Raw genomic sequence first — 18386 nt, 5'->3', positions numbered from 1 at the left:
CGTGACACACGGTCCCCCGCCTTGTCTTTTGGCCCCCCTTTCGCAGCAGAGCGTTCGAACATCATGGCCAGTCCGAAGATCGACCCCTCCCTGAAGAAGCATGCCGGTGACGGCGACGGCCCGCTCTACGCCGAGACCGTCATGATTCATCCGCGCACGGTGAAGGGCACCTTCCGCAATTGGAAATGGGCGGCCATGATCGTCCTGCTGGCGATCTATCATGTCGCGCCGTTCCTGCGCTGGGATCGCGGCCCCGATGCTCCCAGCCAGGCCATCCTGGCCGATCTGACCGGGCGGCGCGGCTACTTCTTCTTCCTGGAGATCTGGCCGCAGGAGGTCTACTACATCACCGGCCTGCTGTTCCTGGCGGCCATCGCCCTGTTCTTCATGAGCTCGCTGGCCGGCCGCGTCTGGTGCGGCTTCTTCTGCTTCCAGACCGTCTACACCGACCTGTTCATGTACGTGGAGCGGGTGGTGGTGGGCGACCGCGCCAAGCGCATGGCGCTGGACCGCGCCAAGTGGACGGCCGACAAGCTGGCGAAGAAGGCCATCGTCAACGCCGTGTGGCTGCTGATCTCCGCCTCGTGCGGCATCGGCTTCACGCTCTATTTCGGCGACGCGCCGACCATGCTGCGAGACATCCTCCTGGGCCGCGAGGACAGCGCCGTCTACGGCACCATCGCCGTGGTGGGCGGCTGCTGCTTCCTGCTGGCCGGCTACGCCCGCGAGCAGGTCTGCCTCTACATGTGCCCCTATTCCCGCTTCCAGTCGGCCATGTTCGACGAGCACTCGCTGATCATCACCTACGAGGAATGGCGCGGCGAGCCCAGGAAGCCCATCCGCAAGACCGAGACCTTCGAGAATCGCGGGCATTGCATCGACTGCAAGATGTGCGTCACCTCGTGCCCCACCGGCATCGACATCCGGGACGGCATGCAGATGGGCTGCATCGGCTGCGCCCTGTGCATCGACGCCTGCAACACCATGATGGACAAGTACAACCTGCCGCGCGGCCTGATCGCCTGGGATTCCTCGGCCAATCTGGCGGCGCGGGAGAAGGGCGAGAAGACCACCATCAAGCTGGTCCGCGCGCGCACCATCGTCTACGTGGCGATTATCACCGCGGTCAGCGGCCTGATGGTGTTCGGCCTGTCGTCGCGCAAGAGCTTCGACATCGCCGTGCAGCACGAGCGCTCGCCCATGTTCGTCCAGCTGTCGGACGGGTCCATCCGCAACGGCTATACCGTGAAGATTCTCAACATGGTGCGCGAGGAGCGCGAGTTCGAGATTTCCGTCTCGGGCATCGACGGCGCCGGCCTCGCCGTGGTGGGCGGCCAGGCCAGCGGCGCCAAGGCCATGCTGCGGGTCGAGCCCGACGCGGTGGGCACCTACAATGTCTTCGTCACCGCGCCCTTGGACAAGTTGCAGGGCAAGCGCACGCCGCTGTACTTTACCCTGCGCGAGACGGCCAAGGGCGGAAGCAACCGCCTCGAATCCCTGTTCGCGAGCCCGGAGAGGTAAATGCACATGACCGAACAGCGCAAGCCCGGCTGGTGGTATCCCTATATCTTCGTCGGCGGCTTCATGGTGGTGCTGGCGGTGAACTTCACCATGGCGTACGTGGCCAATTCCACCTTCTCCGGGATCTCCACCGAGCGTCCCTACGAGAAGGGTCTGGCCTTCAACCAGACCATCGAGGCGGCCCGCAAGCAGGAAGCGCTGAACTGGTCGGTGGATCTGCAGGTGGACCCCGCCGCCAATCACGGCGCGCACGTCACCGTCACCTATGTGGATGGCGCCGGCAAGCCGGTGGACGGCATGCAGGTCAAGGCCCTGTTCGTCCGTCCCACCGCCAAGGGCCATGACCGCGAGGTGCTGCTGGCCCCCGTCGGCCCGGGAACCTACGCCACCATGCAGGAGCTGCCCATGGCCGGGGTGTGGGACCTTGGGATCGTCGCCACCGGCAAGGACCAGCCCTATTCGGTCAACCGCCGCATCGTGGTGCCGTGACCACAGCCGCGCTCTGCCGCCATTGCGGAGGACCGGTTCCGGCCGAGCTGGGCGGCGCGTTCTGCTGCCGCGGCTGCGAGGGCGCCTACCATCTGGTCGAGGGCCTGGGCCTCGAGCAATACTACGCCCGGCGCACCACCGATCCGGCGGCCCGGCCGCTCAGGCCCGACGAGGATGCCGAGCGCTATCACGACTTTTCCGCCCATGTCATCACCGACGACCGGGGCGAGGCCAGCCTGCACCTGATGATCGAGGGGCTGCATTGCGGCGCCTGCATCTGGCTGATCGAGGCCCTTTTGAACAAGCAGACGGGCGTCACCTGGGCCCGGGTCAACATGACCACCCGGCGCCTGGTGGTGCGCTGGAAGCCCGAGTTGACCGAGCCCGGAACCCTGCTCGCCCCCGTCATGGCCGTGGGCTACCGCCTGGTGCCCTATGATCCCGAGCGTCTGAGCGTCGAGACCCACCGCCAGGAAAAGGAATTGCTGCGCGCCATGGCCATCGCCGGCTTCGCCGCCGGCAACGTCATGCTGCTCTCGGTCTCGGTGTGGGCCGGGCATTTCTCCTATATGGGGCCGGCGACGCGCGGCCTGATGCACTGGATTTCCGCCCTGATCGTGCTGCCCGCCGTGGCGTGGTGCGTGCGGCCCTTCGCCCGCTCCGCTCTCTCGGCGCTGCGGGCCGGGCGCACCAACATGGACGTGCCCATCACCATCGGCGTGACCCTGGCGTCGCTGATGAGCCTGTGGGAGACCATCAACGGGGGCGAATACGCCTATTTCGATTCGGCCATCACCCTGCTGTTCTTCCTGCTGATCGGCCGCTACCTGGATTCGCGGGCGCGCGGTCGGGCGCGCACCACGGTGGAACACCTGCTGGCGCTGGACGCCGTGGCGGTCACCGTGCTGGAGGACGACGGCTCGCAGCGCATGCTGCCCCCCCACAAGGTGGCCCCCGGCTCTCGGGTATTGGTGGCGGCGGGCGAGCGCATCGGCGTGGACGGCCGCATCGTCGATGGCCGCTCCGACGTGGACACCAGCCTCTTGACCGGCGAGAGCCTGCCGGTCCAGGTCGCCCCCGGCGCCCAGGTGTTCGCCGGCACCATCAACCTGTCGGCGCCCTTGCGCCTGGAGGTGGCGGCGGTGGGCGAACGCACCCTGCTGGCCGAGATCGTCCGCATGATGGAGGTGGCCGAACAGGGCCGCGCCCGCTACGTGGCCCTGGCCGACCGGGTATCGCGCTGGTACGCCCCCGTGGTGCATGTGGCGGCGCTGGCCACCTTCTGCGGCTGGACCTTCCTGACCGCCACGCCGTGGCAGGAGGCGCTGCTCTACGCCGTCGCGGTGCTGATCATCACCTGCCCCTGCGCCCTGGCGCTCGCCGTGCCGGTGGTGCAGGTCATCGCCTCGGGGCGGCTGATGCGCCAGGGCGTGCTGGTCAAATCGGCCACCGCGCTGGAACGCTTCGCCGACACCGACACCGTGGTGTTCGACAAGACCGGCACCCTGACGCTGGGCAAGCCGGTCCTGGCCGAGGATGGCGGCTGGAGCAAGGACGACCTGATGGTCGCCGCCGGCCTGTCGCCCGCGTCGCGCCATCCCCTGGCCCGCGCCGTCACCCATGCCTGTCCCGGCGCCCCGGTGGCCGACGGCGTGGTCGAGGTGCCGGGCATGGGCCTGGAGATTCCCGCCGCCGGCATCCGCCTGGGCAGCCGGAAATTCGTCGGAATCGCCGACGATTCCACCGGGGACGGTCCGGAATTGTGGCTGTCGCGCCCCGGCCGCGCTCCGGTACGGTTTTCCTTCACCGACGCGTTGCGCGCCGATGCCGTCCAGGTGGTGGCGGATTTGCGCCGCATGGGCCTTGCCGTCGAGCTGCTGTCGGGCGACCGCCCCGCCGCCGCCGCCAAGGTGGCCGAGGCGCTGGGCCTGCCTGAATGGCGGGCCGGCTGCGCGCCGGCCGACAAATGCGCCCGTCTGGCCGAGCTGGCGGCCCAGGGCCGCAAGGTGCTGATGATCGGCGACGGCCTCAACGACGCCCCGGCCCTGGCCGCCGCCCACGTCTCCATGTCGCCGTCGACCGCGGTGGACGTCAGCCAGACCGCCGCCGACGTGGTGTTCCAGGGCGCCCGCCTGGCGCCCGTCACCGAAACCCTGGACGTCGCCCGGCTGTCGCGAATCCTGGTGAAGCAGAATTTCGCCCTGGCGCTGGGCTACAACATCTTCACGGTGCCGCTGGCCATAGCCGGAATGGTCACCCCCCTCATCGCCGCGATTGCCATGTCCACCTCGTCGCTGGTAGTAATTGGGAACGCTCTGCGTCTATCGCGCCGGAGAGGGTAGTGGACAATCTGTTGATGCTGATCCCGGTGGCCCTCGGTTTGGGCTTCGTGGGATTGCTCGGGTTCCTGTGGGCGTTGAAGTCGGGTCAGTTCGATGACCTCGACGGGGCGGCGCATCGCATTCTCTTCGACGACGACGAACAGCCCAAGACCGGGGCCTGAGGGGAATGGGTAGCCTGCACATGCCGCCCCTCGATTACGACGCCCACAAGACGCCGCACATCGCCGACCTGCGCTCGCCCCAGTGCCGCAACTGCGACATCGTGCGCGAAATCGCCTTTTGCGCCGATCTGTCCCAGGACGAGGTCAAGCGCCTGGCCACCGTGCGCTGCCACGCGGCGCTGCCCGCCAATTTCACGGTGTTCCGCGAAGGCGACGAGGTGGACAACGTCTATTCCATCTCCAACGGCGCGGTGAAGCTGTACAAGCTGATGCCCGACGGGCGGCGCCAGATCATCGGCTTCCTGTTCTCGGGCGATCTGTTCGGCCTGGGCATCGACGGCGGCTATTGCTACACCGCCGAGACCATCACGCCGACCCATCTGTGCCGCTTCACCCACCGCAAGCTGGACAGCCTGATCAGCGAGATTCCCCGCCTGGAGCGGCGCATGTTCACCATGGCGGTCAAGGATCTGGTGTCGGCCCAGGACCAGATGCTGCTGCTGGGGCGCAAGACGGCGCGGGAGAAGGTGGCCACCTTCCTGCTGCGGCTCTCCCAGCGCTCGCTGCAGGCGGGCGGGGCGGCCAGCCCGGTGGCGCTGCCCATGAGCCGCGCCGACATCGCCGACTATCTCGGCCTGACCATCGAGACGGTCAGCCGCACCTTCACCCAGCTGAAGCGCGACGGCATCATCGGCCTGCCGGCGTCGGGTCATTGCATCGTCAATGACTGGGACGCGCTCAGAGAGCTGGCCGAAGGCGCCTGAGCCCCCATCTATCCATCAGGTTCCCCAGTGAAAGAGGCCCTCCGGTGAGCACCGAAGTCAGGATCAAACGCATCACCACGCGCGACATCCGCGCCCGCAAGGGGGGCGAGCCGCTGGTGGTGCTGACCGCCTATACCGCCCCCATCGCCCGCCTGCTCGATCCCGTCTGCGACATCCTGCTAGTGGGCGATTCGCTGGGCATGGTGGTCTACGGCATGGAGACTACGCTGGGCGTGACCCTGGACATGATGATCAACCACGGCGCCGCCGTGGTGCGCTCGTCGTCCAAGGCCTGCGTGGTGGTGGACATGCCCTTCGGCTCCTACCAGGAAAGCAAGGAACAGGCCTTCCGCAACTGCGCCCGGGTGATGGCCGAAACGGGGTGCGCCGCCATCAAGCTGGAAGGCGGTCGCGAACTGGCCGAGACCATTCGCTTCCTGGTCGATCGCGGCATTCCGGTGATGGCCCATATCGGCCTGAAGCCCCAGGCGGTGCATGCCGCCGGCGGCTTCCGCGCCCAGGGCCGCATCGACGCCGAGGCCGAGGCCATCCGCGCCGACGCCCGCGCCATCACCGAGGCCGGCGCCTTCTCGGTGGTGGTCGAAGGCACGGTGGAGCCGGTGGCCAAGGCCCTTTCAGCGGAGATCAGCATTCCCACCATCGGCATCGGCGCTTCCGCTGCTTGTGACGGCCAGGTGCTGGTGATCGACGATCTGGTCGGGCTGTTCGACGACTTCACCCCCAAATTCGTCAAGCGCTACGCCGATCTGCGCCCCATCATCACCAAGGCGGCCGAGGATTACGCCGCCGAGGTCAAGGCCCGCACCTTCCCGGGGCCGGAACATTGCTTCGGGGTGGCGAAGAAATGAGCGTCGCCATCGTCCGTTCCGTCGCCGCCCTGCGCGCCCAGGTGGGGGCCTGGCGCGACCGGAATCTGTCCGTCGCCCTGGTCCCCACCATGGGGGCGCTGCATGACGGCCACCTGTCCCTGGTGCGGCGCGGGCTGGAACTGGCCGATCGCTGCGTCGCCTCGGTGTTCGTCAATCCCACCCAGTTCGGCCCCAACGAGGATTTCGCCCGCTATCCCCGCCAGGAGGAGAAGGACGCCGCCGCGCTGACCTCGGCCGGCTGCCAGCTGCTGTTCGCCCCCACCGTGTCCGAGATGTACCCCGACGGCTTCGCCACCACGGTAACCGTCACCGGCGTGTCGGACGGACTGTGCGGGGCGGTGCGCCCCGGCCATTTCGCCGGCGTCGCCACGGTGGTGACCAAGCTTTTGCTGCAATGCCTGCCCGATGTCGCCCTGTTCGGCGAGAAGGATTACCAGCAGCTGGCGGTGATCCGCCGCTTCGCCCGCGACCTGGACATTCCGGTGCGCATCGAGGGCGTGCCGACGCTACGTGAGGACGACGGGCTGGCCATGTCGTCGCGCAACGCCTACATGACGCCCGAACAGCGGGCCATCGCGCCCTGGCTGATCCGCGCGCTCTCCGGCGTGGCCGATGGTCTGCGGGCCGGGGCCAAGGCGTCCGATCTTTGCCCCATGGCGGCCTCGGGCCTGCTGAAAGCCGGCTTCAATTCCGTGGATTACATCGAGGTGCGCGACGCCGCCTCCCTGGCTCCGGCCGAGACCCTGGACCGTCCCTTGCGCATCCTGGCCGCCGCCCGCCTGGGCGCCACCCGGCTGATCGACAATATCGGGGTGGAGCCGTAACTCATTCCTCATCACCGTCACCCCCGGACTTGATCCGGGGGTCCATGGATGGCCGGGTCAAGCCCGGCCATGACGACGAAATGGAACGCTTGGGCCAAAGGCCCTACCGCCCCGCCACCATCAAGCCATCGATGCGGCAGGTGGGGGCGTCGATGCCGTGGCGCAGGCTGAGGTCGCTGGCCGGGGTGAGGTTGAGGAACATGTCCTTGAGATTGCCCGCCACCGTCACCTCGTTGACGGGGAAGACCAGCTCGCCACCCTTGATCCAGAAGCCCGAGGCCCCGCGCGAATAATCGCCGGTGACGCCGTTGACGCCCTGGCCCGACAGGTCGGTGACGTAGAAGCCTTCGGAGATGTCGTGGATCATCTCGGCCGGCGTGATATGGCCGGCTTCCAGATAGAAATTGCTGGCCGAGGGCGAGGGCGGCGACGAGGTACCCCGGCTGGCATGGCCGGTGGACGCGAGCCCCAGCTGGCGGGCCGAGCGCAGGTCCAGCAGCCAGGTGGTCAGCACCCCGTCCTCGACGATGGCGCGGCGCCGGGTGGCGATGCCCTCGCCGTCGCAGGGACGCGAGCGCAGGCCGCGCCGGCGGTGGGGGTCGTCCACCACCCGTACGCCGCGGGCGAAGACGGCCTGGCCCAGCCTGTCCTTGAGGAAGCTGGTGCCGCGTGCCACCCCGGCGCCGTTGATGGCCCCGGCCAGGCTGGACAGCAGGCCGCGCGCCACGCGCGGGTCGTAGATCACCGGAACCTGCCTGGTCGGCACCTTGCGGGCGCCCAGGCGGCGGACGGCGCGGCGCCCCGCCTCGAAGCCGATCTCCTCGGCTTCCCGCAGATCGGCCAGGAACACCGCCGAGGAATAGTCGTAGTCGCGCTCCATGCCCTGCTCGCTGGTGCCGGCCAGCACCGACACCGACAGCGACGACGAGGTCACCGCGTAGGAATGGGCAAAGCCGTTGGAGGCGACGATGGCGACGCCCGAGCGGCCCCAGCCCGCCTCGGCCCCTTCGGAATTGGTGATTCCGGGGACCGCGCGGGCGGAATCCTCGGCGGCGCGCACCATGCCGATCAGCGTCTCGGCCGAGGGCTCGTCGGGGTCGCAGACGTCCAGGTCGGGGAAGTCGCGGGCCAGCTCGGCGGGATCGGCGAGGCCGCAATAGGGGTCCTCGGGGATGGCCCGCGCCATGGCCACGGCGCGTTCCACCAGTTCGGCCAGCGCCGTCTTGGACCGGTCCGACGACGAGACGAAGGCCTGGCGCTTGCCGATCAGCACGCGCAGGCCCACGTCACCGGATTCGGCGCGCTCGAGGCGCTCCAGGGCGCCGAGCCGCATTCCCACCGACAGCGAGGCGGAATCGATCAGCACGGCGTCGGCGGCCTCGGCTCCGGCCTTGCGGGCATCGGCGACCAGATCACTCAGCAGATCGAGGGGGGCAATCCCGGACATGGCGGCGGCTCCGAAAGGGGGGCATTCAGGCTGCCTTGATTCCGGGGCGGCGTAAAGGGGGGAACCGCCGGCACCGGGATGGGCGTCAATGGCCGGGTTCACCACGAAGGCACAGAGGCACGAAGAACAGAGAAGAAATTTTAATTCTCTTTCCTTCGTGCTCCTTCGTGTCTCCGTGCCTTCGTGGTGAAGCGGCCCAGGCCGTTTCCCGCGGACGGAAGGGCAGGCAAAGAGAATTCTATGGCAGGGGCGACAGCCCGATCACCACGGGGTGCAGCCACAGCAGCACGGGATAGAGCGCCAGGCCGCCGGCGACGCGGGCCCAGCCCAGCTCGGCCAGCAGGGCGCGCGGATCGAAGGCCGCCATGCCGGCCATTTCCCGCCAGCGCTCCTCGCCCAGGGACCGGCGGCGCTTGGCGTCGAGGATGCGCGGCCCCACCAGACACAGCAGCAGCAGCGGCACGAACAGCAGCAGCCCGGCCAGATGGCCGTTGGGCACGATGTGGGCGGCGCTCCAGATCCCCAATCCCCAGATGATGGGATGGCGGGTAAGGCGCACGATGCCCGGCCGCGCCGGATCATAGCCGGCCCCGCCCGGACCGATGGAGAAGGGGTTCTTCTGGGAAAGGCCCAGCACCCACAGCAGGCAGGCGACGGGCATGGCCAGCGGCGGCACCCAGCGCATCCAGGGCTGCTGCTCCCACACCACCACGGTGGGGGAATCCAGCGCGGCGGCGATCACCCAGACCAGCAGGATGGTGGAGACCACCGAATAGCCGGCATAAAAGCCGGCCTTGCCGAAGCGGGCCTCGACGGGGCCGCGCACCGGCTTCCAGTTGGACGCCGAATGCGCTCCCAGAAACACCGCTACAGACAGGACGAGATGGCTCACCTCGCCGGTCAGGGCCATGGTGCTAGAACTCCACCTCGGGCAGGCCGTGCAGGCGGGCGCAGGCCACCACGGTGTTCCGGAGCAGACAGGCGATGGTCATTGGGCCGACACCGCCGGGCACCGGGGTGATGGCGCCCGCCACCTTGACCGCCGAGGCGAAATCCACGTCGCCCACCAGCCGGGTCTTGCCGTCGGGCAGGTCGATGCGGTTGATGCCCACGTCGATGACCGTGGCGCCCGGCTTGATCCAGTCGCCCTTGACCATCTCGGGCCGGCCCACGGCGGCGACGACGATGTCGGCGCGGCGCACCACGTCCGGCAGGTTCCTGGTCTGGGAATGGGCGACGGTGACGGTGCAGCTTTCCTTGATCAGGAGCTGGGCCATGGGCTTGCCGACGATGTTGGACCGCCCGATCACCACGGCGTCCAGGCCGCCCAGCTTGCCCAGATTGTCTTTCAGCAGCAGCAGCGAGCCCAGCGGCGTGCAGGGCACCATGGAATCCATGCCCGCCGCCAGCCGGCCCACGTTGACGGGATGGAAGCCGTCCACGTCCTTGGCCGGGTCGATGGCCTCGATCACCTTCTGGGTGTCGATGTGCTTCGGGACGGGCAACTGCACCAGGATGCCGTGGACCGCCGGGTCCTTGTTCAGGCTTTCGATCAGCAGCAGCAGCGCGTCTTCCGGCGTGTCGGCGGGCAGCTTGTGCTCGAACGAGTTCATGCCGGCTTCCAGCGTGCGCTTGCCCTTGGTGCGCACGTAGACCTGGCTGGCCGGATCCTCGCCCACCAGCACCACCGCCAGGCCGGGGGTGATGCGGTGCTTGTCCTTCATCTCGGCCACGCGGGCGGCGATGGTCTCGCGCAGTTTGCCGGAAAACAGGTTGCCGTCGATCAGCTTCGCGTCAGTCATGGTTGCTTGCCATCCACTCGTCGAGGCGACGCCGCAGATCCTCGGAATCGCCGGAAATCAGGATCACCTTGCGCCGGTCGGTGGCGCCCAGGACGATGTCCATGTCCGACCTGGGGATCTTCCAGGCCTTGGACAGAAGCTTCAACAGCGCCGCGTTGGCCTTGCCGTCCTCAGGCACGGCGGTGACCTGGGCCTTCAGCACCACGCCGCCGTCCGCCTCCTGGCCCACGCCCGCGATGCGGTCGCGCGACGCCTTGGGGGTGAGGCGCAAGGCGACCTTCAGGCCGCCGGCGCAGGGTGTGAAGGGCGACGGACTCAAAGACTGAACCGCACCTGCTCCAGCACCCGGATGACGAAATACAGAATCAGCCACAGCGCGATGGGCGACAGGTCCACATTGCCGAAATCGGGCAGGACGCGGCGCAAGGGCCTGAGCGCCGGCTCGGTCAGGCGGTAGATCACGTCCAGGATGGTGCGGACCGCCGAATTGTAGGTGTTGATCACCCCGAAGGCCACCAGCCAGCTGACGATCACCGACGCCAGGATGACGTACCAGTACAGGTTCAGCGCGATCAGAACGACTTCGATCAGCGTATTCAGAATCACAGACATGGGCGGCACCTGCGCGGGCGGTTCCAATGGCGCCCAAACCTATCCAAGCCAGCCTTGTCGCGCAAGGCCGCCGATGCCATCTTGGAAAGCACGCAATGCAGGGAGGGAGAGCATGAACGACGACGTCAAGAGCCTGATGCCCAGCGCCGACATGACGCGGCGCGGCTTCGTGTCGGCCGCCGTGCTGGCCACCGGCTACGCCCTGGCGGTCAGCCCCGCCGCCGCCGGGGCCATCAGCACCGACGCGCAGGGCCTGTCGGCCGGGGCGGTGATGATCGCCACCCCGGGCGGCCATCCCATGCCCGCCTATGCCGCCATGCCGGCGGGCAAGGGTCCGTTTCCCACCATCCTGGTGATCCAGGAGATTTTCGGCGTCCACGAACACATCCGCGACGTCTGCCGCCGTTTCGCCAAGCTGGGTTATCTGGCCGTGGCGCCCGAACTGTATTTCCGCCAGGGCGACCCGGCGATCCTCACCGACATCCCCACCATCCTGTCCTCCATCGTCGCCCGGGTGCCCGACGGCCAGGTGATGTCCGACCTGGACGCCACCGCCGCCTGGGCGGCCACCAATGGCGGCGACGCGGACAGGCTGGGCGTCACCGGCTTTTGCTGGGGCGGGCGCGCCGCCTGGCTTTATGCCGCCCATAACCCCAAGCTGAGGGCGGCGGTGGCCTGGTACGGCCGGCTGGTGGGCAACACCACGCCCGAGACACCCAAGCAACCCGTCGATGTCGCCGCCGGTCTGCTGGCGCCGGTGCTGGGCCTCTATGGCGGCGCCGACCAGGGCATTCCCCAGGACAGCGTCGAGAAGATGCGGGCGGCGGTCAAACTGGCCCAGGTCAGGGCGGAGATCGTGGTCTATCCCGACGCCCCTCACGCCTTCCACGCCGATTACCGCCCCTCCTACCGCGAGGCGCCGGCCAGGGACGGCTGGGCCAAGGCCCTGGCCTGGTTCAAGGCCAACGGCGTGGGGTAAAGAAGGACGGGATGAGGACGGGTGGGCCTCAGCCCCGCCCGTCTCCGGGCGGCATCAAGGTGCGCAGCGTCGCCTCCAGGCCCAGGGCCAGGGCTTCCTGCACTTCGGCCGACTGGGCGGCGATGGCGGCGGCGATGCTGCCCAGGGGGTCGTCCCGAAGCAATTCATGCCCGGACGAGGTGAGTTCCAGGCGGTTGCGGCGGCGGTCGCCCAGTTCGGGCAGGCGTTCCACCAGGCCCTTGCGCACCAGGGCGGCCACCGTCTGGCTGGCGGTGCCGCTGGTGGTGGCATGGTAGTGGGCGAAGGCGGTGACGGTGCGCGATTCGGGCACGGCGTCGGCAAGGTAACGCAGCGCGCTCCACTGGGCGGGATTCAAGCCGCCGGCAAAGGCCGCCCCGTTGGCCAGCCGCACGATCTGCGCCATGGCCTCCGCGGCCGCGCGGGCCGAGAAGCGTAATCTGCTGTTACCGTCCATCATGATTCATCATCGCACGGGCTTTTGTGCGGCGCAACGGAGCGAGAGGTTATTGAACGCTAGAGCATCGGACCTGAAATCTGAATCGCAGGGGATTCCCTTGTAGGCGAAAAAGTGATTCAACCTCATTGGAGGTGGATCATGGGCAAATGGCTATCATCAGATCTTCGGGTCCGTGTTTACGGTAAGATCGAACACGGCGAATCGCGGCGAGCGGCGGCTCGGCATTTTGGAGTGAGCGCCGCGACCAGCGTCCGTCTTGCACAACGGATGGCGGCGACGGGTTCGTTGGAGCCCTTGCGGCAAGGCCGTCCGCCGGGCGGTGGTAAGCTGGCGGCCTTTGCCGCTCTTCTGACCGGCTGGGTGGAGGCGCAAGGCGACATCACGATGCCGGAACTGGCGGCCAAGCTGAAGGCCGAATGCGGCGTCACGGCCCACCCGGCGTCACTCTCGCGGTTTCTGATCGGGCAAGGCTTCAGCGTCAAAAAAAACGCTGCTGGCCACCGAAGCCGGTCGCGATGATGTGGTGGCGGAGCGCCGGACCTGGCTGAGCCACCGCCAGCCCCGGATGTGCCAGGAGCCTCACCGGCTGGCGTTCATCGACGAGACCGCCACCACCACCAAGATGACCCGGTTGCGGGGACGGGCACCGCGAGGGCAACGGTTCAAGGCCCGCGCGCCATTCGGCCACTGGGGAACCCAAACCTTCATCGCCGCCTTGCGCTGTGACGGTCTGACGGCACCCTGGATCATAAACGGCCCCATGAACCGACAAACCTTCGAGGTCTACGTCGAGACCCAACTGGCCCCGACGCTCCAGCCGGGCGACGTCGTCATCCTCGACAACCTCTCCAGCCATAAAAGCGAGAAGGCCAAGGCCATCCTCAAGGAGAGAGGCGCCTGGTTCCTGTTCCTACCCCCATACAGCCCAGACCTAAACCCAATCGAGATGGCCTTTGCCAAACTCAAGGCTCATCTCCGACGGATCGGCGCGCGCACCATCGACGACCTCTGGAAGGCCGTCGGCAATATCTGCGATCTCTACACCCCAGACGAATGCTGGAACTACCTCAGGGAAGCCGGGTATGTTTCAGATTAAACGCACGCCGCTCTAATTCGTTCGACACACCCTTTTGACATAAGGAACAGGGCATCCTGGGGAGAATCCCCCCGCATGGCCCGGTCGGGGTCCTCCCGCGAATAGAGGCCGCGCAGCACCCGCCCGGCGATGCCGTGGCTGACCGCCACCACCTTGTCGCCCGGCCGCAGGTCGGCCAGCCAGTCGGTCAGTCGCGCCGTCACCGCCTGATGGCTTTCGCCGCCGGGGCAGTGGAACACCCAGTGATCCAGGCCCTCGCCCTCCATCATGCCGGGATGCCCGGCCGCCAGTTCGGCCTTGGAAAGGCCGGACCACTGGCCGGTGTGAACCTCGCGCAGGCGCTGGTCGAAGGTGATGGCGCGGAAATCCAGCCCGGCCACCTCGCACAGGATGCCGGTGGTCTGGACGCAGCGGCCCAGCGGGCTGGACACCACCCGCCACTGCTCCCGGTCGCCGAGGATGTCGCGCAGCCGCAATCCGTAGGCCCGCGCCTGGGCCGCCCCCTTGGGGGTCAGCGGCGAATCGCCGTGACCCTGGACGCGGCCCTCGCGGTTCCAGCGGGTTTCCCCGTGGCGGACGAGGATGATGGTCGGCATCAGTCGGCGGAAACCTGGGATTTGTCCCCGAACGCTTCGTACAAGATTGCCGCGAAGCTGCACAGCCAGTCATGGTGGATGGGCTCGTGCCTGAGGAGATTGAACTTTATGTCCAGTTCCAGGTCTTCCGGGACGCGCTCCACCTCGACGAACAGAAAGGTGCACATGGCGCGGTAGGCGAAGGCTGCCGAACTGTAAGCCTCGATGGCCGAACCCACCGCGGCGGCGGGAAAGCCGAAAAGTGATTTCAGGTCGTTGAAGGACAGGATCGTCTCGACCATCAGCGCCGCAATCTTGGTCTGATTGATCTTCTCGTCCGGCGCAAAGCCATGCTGCGCCTTGAAGGTGGCAACCCTGGTGAAATAGGAATCGACGATGGCGTCCAGCAAGGTGTGCCGATTGTGGAAGGTTACAGGTTCCTCGAGACCGAACTCCTCCGAGAGGCTTCCCGACAGAGCCTCGGCCACCTGCTCCCCGACCCGCGCCAGGGTGGTCCGCCTCTGCAGGCGGCGGCTATCCCCCGACACCATGGACCGTCACTCGTTCGGCAGAGTGCGGAGAAGCCGGGCGATCATTCTCTTTTCGCGCTGCACATAGGCATCGTGCGTGCGGTCGAGGTAGACGACCGCCTTGCCATCTGGAAATGTCGGCGAGGAATTCTTCAAAGTCCAATGGGCAAGGACGCTTGCCGGAGGAATCGGCCGCTTCTGCGGCACCTGGGAAACGGCGTCGGTCATGGCCTTCTCTTGCTTCCGCGTGCAGGGAATGCGATTCCGTCGCAATTGCGGCACACTCCCTCAACCCGATTCATCACCTTAGTGACATTCACCCTTCGCGTCAAGACCATCAGCCCCGAAGCTCGCCGCCGGTGGCCTTGGCCACCGCCGCGACGATCTTCGCGCCCACCGCCTCGATCTCCTCGTCGGTCAGCGTCTTTTCGCTGGGTTGCAAGGTCACGGTGATGGCCAGCGACTTCTTGCCCGGCGCCATCTTGTCGCCCTCGTAGAGGTCGAACACCGCCACGTCGGTGATCAGCGCCTTGTCGGCGTTCCTGGCGGCGCGCACCACCGTGTCGGCCGCCACGCCCGAATCCAGGGTGAAGGCGAAGTCGCGGTCGAGCGGCTGCAGGGCCGAGGCCTTGAGCAGCGGCTTGGCCTTGGTCGCCTTGGCCTTCTGCGCCGGCAGGGCCTCCAGGAACAGCTCGAAGCCGACCACCGGACCCTTGACGTCCAGCTGGGCCAGGATGCCCGGGTGAATCTCGCCGAAGAAGCCCACCGGCTTGTTGCCGAGCTTGCATGTGCCCGAGCGGCCGGGGTGGTACCAGGCGGGAGCCTCGGCCACCACCTGGAGCGAGTCGGGATTGGCCCCGGCGGCCGCCACGGCGGCCAGGATGTCGGCCTTGGCGTCGAAGGCGTCCACGGGCCGCGCCGGCTCGGCCCAGTGGCGGCCACGGGCCTTGCCGGCACGGATGCCGGCGGCCACCAGACGCTGCTGGCCGGGCTCGGGGCCGTCGAATTGCGGCCCCAGCTCGAACAGGCCCAGATCCTTCATGCCGCGATCGGCGTTGCGGCCGGCCGCCGTCACCAGATTGGGCAGCACCGAGGGACGCATGACGTCGAGATCGGCGGAAATGGGATTGGCCAGATGCATTTCCGGGGCGCCGCCGCCGAACATCACGGCCTGGGCCTCGGGCAGGAACGACCAGGTCACCGTCTCCACCAGCCCGCGCGTCGCCAGCTGGCGGCGCACCCAGCCGGAACGGCGCTGGCCCGGCGTCAGCACGGGCTTGGGCATGGCCGGGCGCGGCATGGGGGTGGCGGGGATGTTGTCGTAGCCGTTGATGCGGATGACCTCTTCCACCAGATCGTGCTCGGCGGTGATGTCGCCGCGCCAGGACGGCGGGTTGACCAGCAGGCCGTCGGCATGCTCGGCCACGGCGCAGCCGAGATCGTTGAGGATGGCCTCCATGCGGGCGGTGGGCACCTCGACGCCGCCCAGCTCGGCGACGCGGCCGGGACGCAGCACGATGGATTTCTGCCAGTCGGGCTCGGTGCCGGCGATCACCGCTTCCGAGGCCTCGCCGCCGCACAGATCGAGGATCATGCGGGTGGCCAGCTCCATGGAGGCGACCACGAAGGCGGGATCGACGCCGCGCTCGAAGCGGAAGCGGGCGTCGGACAGGACATCCAGCTTGCGCCCGGTGGCGGCGGTGCGGATGGGGTCGAAATAGGCGGCTTCCAGGAAGACCTCGGTGGTGGACCCGGTGCAGCCCGAATGCTCGCCGCCCAGGATTCCGCCCAGGGCCTCGGGGCCGTTCTCGTCGGCGATGACCGTCATGCCGGCTTCCAGCGTGTAGGTCTTGCCGTTGAGGCCGGCCAGGGTCTCGCCGTCACGGGCCAGCCGGGCGCGGATGTCGCCCTTGACCTTGGCGGCGTCGAAGACGTGCAGCGGGCGGCACAGGTCGTAGGCGAAGAAATTGGTGATGTCCACCAGGGCCGAGATGGGCCGCAGGCCGATGGCGGTGAGCCTGTCCTTCAGCCATTGGGGGGACTCGCCATTCCTGACGCCCCGGATCAGGCGGCCGGCGAACAGCGGGCAGGCATTGGCGGCCTCGGGCGGGAACTCCAGGCGCACGCCGATGGGGCTCTTGAAGCTGCCGGGCACCGGCTCGACCTTCAGGGGCTTCAGCGTGCCGATGCCGAAGGCGGCCAGATCGCGGGCGATGCCGCGCACCCCCAGGCAATCGACCCGGTTGGGAGTCACCGAGATCTCGATCATGGGATCGAAGCTCATGACGTCCAGCAGTCTGGCGCCCACCGGGGAATCGGCGTCCAGTTCGGCGATGCCGTCGTGGTCCTCGCCCAGCTTGAGTTCGCGCCACGAGCACATCATGCCCTGGCTTTCCACGCCCCTGACCTTGCCCTTCTTCAGCACGTCGCCGGTGACGGGGATGGTGGTGCCCGGCTGGGCCAGGATGACCTTGAGCCCGGCCCGCGCGTTGGGGGCGCCGCACACCACCTGGAGGATGCCCGAGCCGCTGTCCACCTTGCACAGCTTCAGCTTGTCGGCGTCGGGGTGCTTCTCGGCCTCGAGAACATGGCCGACCACGAAGCCGCCCAGATGCTTGGAGGGATCGTCGATGCCCTCGACCTCGAGGCCGATGGCGGTGAGGCCCACTTCGATCTCGGCCAGGGTGGCGGTGGTGTCGAGATGGGTCTTCAGCCAGTCCAGCGTGAACTTCATCGGGTCAGCCCTCCCGCCAGCGTGGGAACGTCCAAGGGCACGAAGCCGTAATGCTTCAGCCACCGGAGATCGGAATCGAAGAAGGTGCGCAGATCGGGGATGCCGTATTTCAGCATGGCCATGCGCTCGACGCCCATGCCGAAGGCGAAGCCCTGGTAGCGGTCGGGGTCGATGCCGCAATTCCTGAGCACGTTGGGATGGACCATGCCCGAGCCGCCGATTTCCAGCCAGCCGGCGCCGGGTCCGATCTTCAGCTCGCCGCCTTCGCGCGAACAGCCGATATCCACCTCGGCCGAGGGCTCGGTGAAGGGGAAGAAGCTGGGGCGGAAGCGCACCGGCACGTCGTCCACCTCGAAGAAGGCGCGGACGAATTCTAAGAGGCAGCCCTTGAGATGGCCCATATGGGTGATCTCGTCGATGACCAGACCCTCGATCTGATGGAACATCGGGGTGTGGGTCATGTCCGAGTCGCAGCGATAGGTGCGGCCCGGGGCGATGATGCGGATGGGGGGCTTGTTGGCCACCATGGTGCGGATCTGCACCGGGCTGGTATGGGTGCGCAGCAGGTGGCGGCCGCCGTCGGGCTTCTCGCCGAAATAGAAGGTGTCGTGCATCTGCCGCGCCGGATGCTCGGGCGGAATGTTCAGCGCGTTGAAATTGTGGAAGTCGTCCTCGATGTCCGGACCTTCCGCCACGTCGAAGCCCATCTGGGCGAAGATGGCGGCCATCTCGTCCATCACCTGGGAGATGGGGTGGATGCGCCCCAGGGATTCGGGCCGGGACGGCAGGGTGACGTCGATGCGCTCGCGCGCCAGGCGTTCGTCGAGCGCCTTGGCCTCCAGGCCGGCCTTGGCGGCGGCGAGAGCTCCCTCGATCTCGTCGCGGGCGGCGTTGAGCGCCGCGCCGGCGGCCTTGCGCTCGTCGGGGCCCATGGCGCCCAGGGTCTTCATCAGGCCGGTGATGCTGCCCTTCTTGCCCAGCGCGGCGACGCGGGCGGCGTCCAGCTGGTCGAGCGTGGTGGCGGCGGCCAATTCGGCCAGGGCTTGCGCGCGGAGTTTGTCGAGGTCCTGCATGTCTCTCGTTCCCCAAAGACAGGAAAAGGGGCCGCCCCGATCGGGCCGGCCCCTCTCCAACACATTGCT

The 18386-nt window shown here is 67.8% G+C and carries 20 protein-coding genes; 9 read left to right on the top strand and 11 right to left on the bottom strand.

The annotated features are described in order from the left end of the window. Positions 1-63: 63 nt before the first annotated feature. Genes ccoG through panC form a run of 7 tightly spaced genes read left to right on the top strand, consistent with a single transcriptional unit; the run spans position 64 to position 6991 of the window. A complete protein-coding gene (gene ccoG, locus ACV4UZ_RS18420) occupies positions 64-1521 on the top strand; it encodes a cytochrome c oxidase accessory protein CcoG (RefSeq protein WP_491602237.1) in 1458 nt (485 codons plus the stop codon). Then, positions 1522-2010, top strand: a complete 489-nt coding sequence (locus ACV4UZ_RS18415; protein ID WP_491602236.1) for a FixH family protein — start codon at positions 1522-1524, stop codon at positions 2008-2010. It abuts the gene before it with no gap. Continuing rightward, entirely contained in the window at positions 2007-4352 is a 2346-nt protein-coding gene (locus ACV4UZ_RS18410; protein ID WP_491602235.1) for a heavy metal translocating P-type ATPase metal-binding domain-containing protein, read from the top strand. The genes ACV4UZ_RS18415 and ACV4UZ_RS18410 overlap by 4 nt, the downstream gene beginning before the upstream one ends. Then, complete coding sequence (ccoS, locus tag ACV4UZ_RS18405; RefSeq protein WP_009870367.1) at positions 4352-4513, top strand: cbb3-type cytochrome oxidase assembly protein CcoS; 162 nt, start codon at positions 4352-4354, stop codon at positions 4511-4513. Before ACV4UZ_RS18410 ends, ccoS begins: the two co-directional genes overlap by 1 nt. 20 nt (positions 4514-4533) lie before the next feature. Next, on the top strand, positions 4534-5277 hold the full coding sequence (locus ACV4UZ_RS18400) for a helix-turn-helix domain-containing protein (RefSeq protein WP_491602442.1): 744 nt from the start codon (positions 4534-4536) through the stop codon (positions 5275-5277). Positions 5278-5321: 44 nt separating this feature from the next. After that, positions 5322-6146: a 3-methyl-2-oxobutanoate hydroxymethyltransferase gene (panB, locus tag ACV4UZ_RS18395; protein WP_491602234.1), complete on the top strand. Its 825-nt coding sequence runs from the start codon at positions 5322-5324 to the stop codon at positions 6144-6146. Continuing rightward, entirely contained in the window at positions 6143-6991 is an 849-nt protein-coding gene (gene panC, locus ACV4UZ_RS18390) for a pantoate--beta-alanine ligase (protein ID WP_491602233.1), read from the top strand. The genes panB and panC overlap by 4 nt, the downstream gene beginning before the upstream one ends. Positions 6992-7094: 103 nt before the next feature. Here panC and ACV4UZ_RS18385 read toward each other — a convergent pair whose 3' ends face one another. The 5 genes from ACV4UZ_RS18385 to ACV4UZ_RS18365 form a co-directional block, all read right to left on the bottom strand. After that, a complete protein-coding gene (locus tag ACV4UZ_RS18385; protein ID WP_491602232.1) occupies positions 7095-8438 on the bottom strand; it encodes a TldD/PmbA family protein in 1344 nt (447 codons plus the stop codon). 238 nt (positions 8439-8676) lie between these two features. Further along, complete coding sequence (locus ACV4UZ_RS18380; protein WP_491602231.1) at positions 8677-9348, bottom strand: NnrU family protein; 672 nt, start codon at positions 9346-9348, stop codon at positions 8677-8679. A 4-nt stretch (positions 9349-9352) separates the two neighbouring features. Beyond that, the gene (gene folD / locus ACV4UZ_RS18375; RefSeq protein ID WP_491602230.1) at positions 9353-10240 is read right to left on the bottom strand and encodes a bifunctional methylenetetrahydrofolate dehydrogenase/methenyltetrahydrofolate cyclohydrolase FolD; all 888 of its coding nucleotides are present in this window, start codon (positions 10238-10240) and stop codon (positions 9353-9355) included. After that, positions 10233-10559 carry a DUF167 domain-containing protein gene (locus tag ACV4UZ_RS18370; RefSeq protein WP_491602229.1) on the bottom strand — a complete coding sequence of 109 codons (327 nt, stop codon included), beginning with the start codon at positions 10557-10559 and terminating at the stop codon, positions 10233-10235. The genes folD and ACV4UZ_RS18370 overlap by 8 nt, the downstream gene beginning before the upstream one ends. Next, a complete protein-coding gene (locus ACV4UZ_RS18365; RefSeq protein WP_491602228.1) occupies positions 10556-10852 on the bottom strand; it encodes a YggT family protein in 297 nt (98 codons plus the stop codon). Before ACV4UZ_RS18365 ends, ACV4UZ_RS18370 begins: the two co-directional genes overlap by 4 nt. Before the next feature lie 112 nt (positions 10853-10964). On the opposite strand from ACV4UZ_RS18365, the gene ACV4UZ_RS18360 reads away from it, so the two are divergent. After that, entirely contained in the window at positions 10965-11831 is an 867-nt protein-coding gene (locus ACV4UZ_RS18360) for a dienelactone hydrolase family protein (RefSeq protein WP_491602227.1), read from the top strand. Between the two features lie 28 nt (positions 11832-11859). Here the strand turns inward: ACV4UZ_RS18360 and ACV4UZ_RS18355 are convergent, their stop codons facing one another. Next, a complete protein-coding gene (locus tag ACV4UZ_RS18355; RefSeq protein WP_491602226.1) occupies positions 11860-12309 on the bottom strand; it encodes a MarR family winged helix-turn-helix transcriptional regulator in 450 nt (149 codons plus the stop codon). 138 nt (positions 12310-12447) lie between these two features. Between ACV4UZ_RS18355 and ACV4UZ_RS18350 the strand changes: the two genes are divergently transcribed. Then, a protein-coding gene (locus ACV4UZ_RS18350) for an IS630 family transposase (RefSeq protein ID WP_491599710.1) occupies positions 12448-13405 on the top strand; the annotation gives its coding sequence in 2 pieces (ribosomal slippage) (positions 12448-12779 and positions 12778-13405; 960 coding nt in all). Here ACV4UZ_RS18350 and ACV4UZ_RS18345 read toward each other — a convergent pair. The 5 genes from ACV4UZ_RS18345 to pheS form a co-directional block, all read right to left on the bottom strand. Beyond that, on the bottom strand, positions 13402-14001 hold the full coding sequence (locus tag ACV4UZ_RS18345) for a histidine phosphatase family protein (protein WP_491602225.1): 600 nt from the start codon (positions 13999-14001) through the stop codon (positions 13402-13404). The genes ACV4UZ_RS18350 and ACV4UZ_RS18345 overlap by 4 nt on opposite strands. Further along, positions 14001-14531 (bottom strand): hypothetical protein, encoded by a 531-nt coding sequence (locus ACV4UZ_RS18340; RefSeq protein WP_491602224.1) that lies wholly within the window; start codon positions 14529-14531, stop codon positions 14001-14003. The genes ACV4UZ_RS18345 and ACV4UZ_RS18340 overlap by 1 nt, the downstream gene beginning before the upstream one ends. Before the next feature lie 6 nt (positions 14532-14537). Next, complete coding sequence (locus ACV4UZ_RS18335) at positions 14538-14738, bottom strand: hypothetical protein (protein WP_491602223.1); 201 nt, start codon at positions 14736-14738, stop codon at positions 14538-14540. A gap of 109 nt (positions 14739-14847) precedes the next feature. After that, positions 14848-17244, bottom strand: coding sequence for a phenylalanine--tRNA ligase subunit beta (pheT, locus tag ACV4UZ_RS18330; protein ID WP_491602222.1), 2397 nt, complete (start codon positions 17242-17244; stop codon positions 14848-14850). Beyond that, complete coding sequence (gene pheS, locus ACV4UZ_RS18325; protein ID WP_491602221.1) at positions 17241-18317, bottom strand: phenylalanine--tRNA ligase subunit alpha; 1077 nt, start codon at positions 18315-18317, stop codon at positions 17241-17243. Before pheS ends, pheT begins: the two co-directional genes overlap by 4 nt. Positions 18318-18386 lie beyond the last annotated feature (69 nt).

It is taken from the genome of Paramagnetospirillum sp. (genome assembly GCF_058402745.1).
Note: the sequence above shows the minus strand (reverse complement) of the source record. Positions and strands in the feature narration are given on the sequence as shown.

Excerpts from the sequence above, each read along its gene's own strand:
- ccoG (WP_491602237.1), top strand. The coding sequence starts at position 64 with ATGGCCAGTCCGAAGATCGACCCCTCCCTGAAGAAGCATGCCGGTGAC.
- ACV4UZ_RS18415 (WP_491602236.1), top strand. The coding sequence starts at position 1,522 with ATGCACATGACCGAACAGCGCAAGCCCGGCTGGTGGTATCCCTATATC.
- ACV4UZ_RS18400 (WP_491602442.1), top strand. The coding sequence starts at position 4,534 with ATGCCGCCCCTCGATTACGACGCCCACAAGACGCCGCACATCGCCGAC.
- panC (WP_491602233.1), top strand. The coding sequence starts at position 6,143 with ATGAGCGTCGCCATCGTCCGTTCCGTCGCCGCCCTGCGCGCCCAGGTG.
- ACV4UZ_RS18385 (WP_491602232.1), bottom strand. The coding sequence starts at position 8,438 with ATGTCCGGGATTGCCCCCCTCGATCTGCTGAGTGATCTGGTCGCCGAT.
- ACV4UZ_RS18380 (WP_491602231.1), bottom strand. The coding sequence starts at position 9,348 with ATGGCCCTGACCGGCGAGGTGAGCCATCTCGTCCTGTCTGTAGCGGTG.
- folD (WP_491602230.1), bottom strand. The coding sequence starts at position 10,240 with ATGACTGACGCGAAGCTGATCGACGGCAACCTGTTTTCCGGCAAACTG.
- ACV4UZ_RS18365 (WP_491602228.1), bottom strand. The coding sequence starts at position 10,852 with ATGTCTGTGATTCTGAATACGCTGATCGAAGTCGTTCTGATCGCGCTG.
- ACV4UZ_RS18360 (WP_491602227.1), top strand. The coding sequence starts at position 10,965 with ATGAACGACGACGTCAAGAGCCTGATGCCCAGCGCCGACATGACGCGG.
- ACV4UZ_RS18355 (WP_491602226.1), bottom strand. The coding sequence starts at position 12,309 with ATGATGGACGGTAACAGCAGATTACGCTTCTCGGCCCGCGCGGCCGCG.
- ACV4UZ_RS18345 (WP_491602225.1), bottom strand. The coding sequence starts at position 14,001 with ATGCCGACCATCATCCTCGTCCGCCACGGGGAAACCCGCTGGAACCGC.
- ACV4UZ_RS18340 (WP_491602224.1), bottom strand. The coding sequence starts at position 14,531 with ATGGTGTCGGGGGATAGCCGCCGCCTGCAGAGGCGGACCACCCTGGCG.
- ACV4UZ_RS18335 (WP_491602223.1), bottom strand. The coding sequence starts at position 14,738 with ATGACCGACGCCGTTTCCCAGGTGCCGCAGAAGCGGCCGATTCCTCCG.
- pheT (WP_491602222.1), bottom strand. The coding sequence starts at position 17,244 with ATGAAGTTCACGCTGGACTGGCTGAAGACCCATCTCGACACCACCGCC.
- pheS (WP_491602221.1), bottom strand. The coding sequence starts at position 18,317 with ATGCAGGACCTCGACAAACTCCGCGCGCAAGCCCTGGCCGAATTGGCC.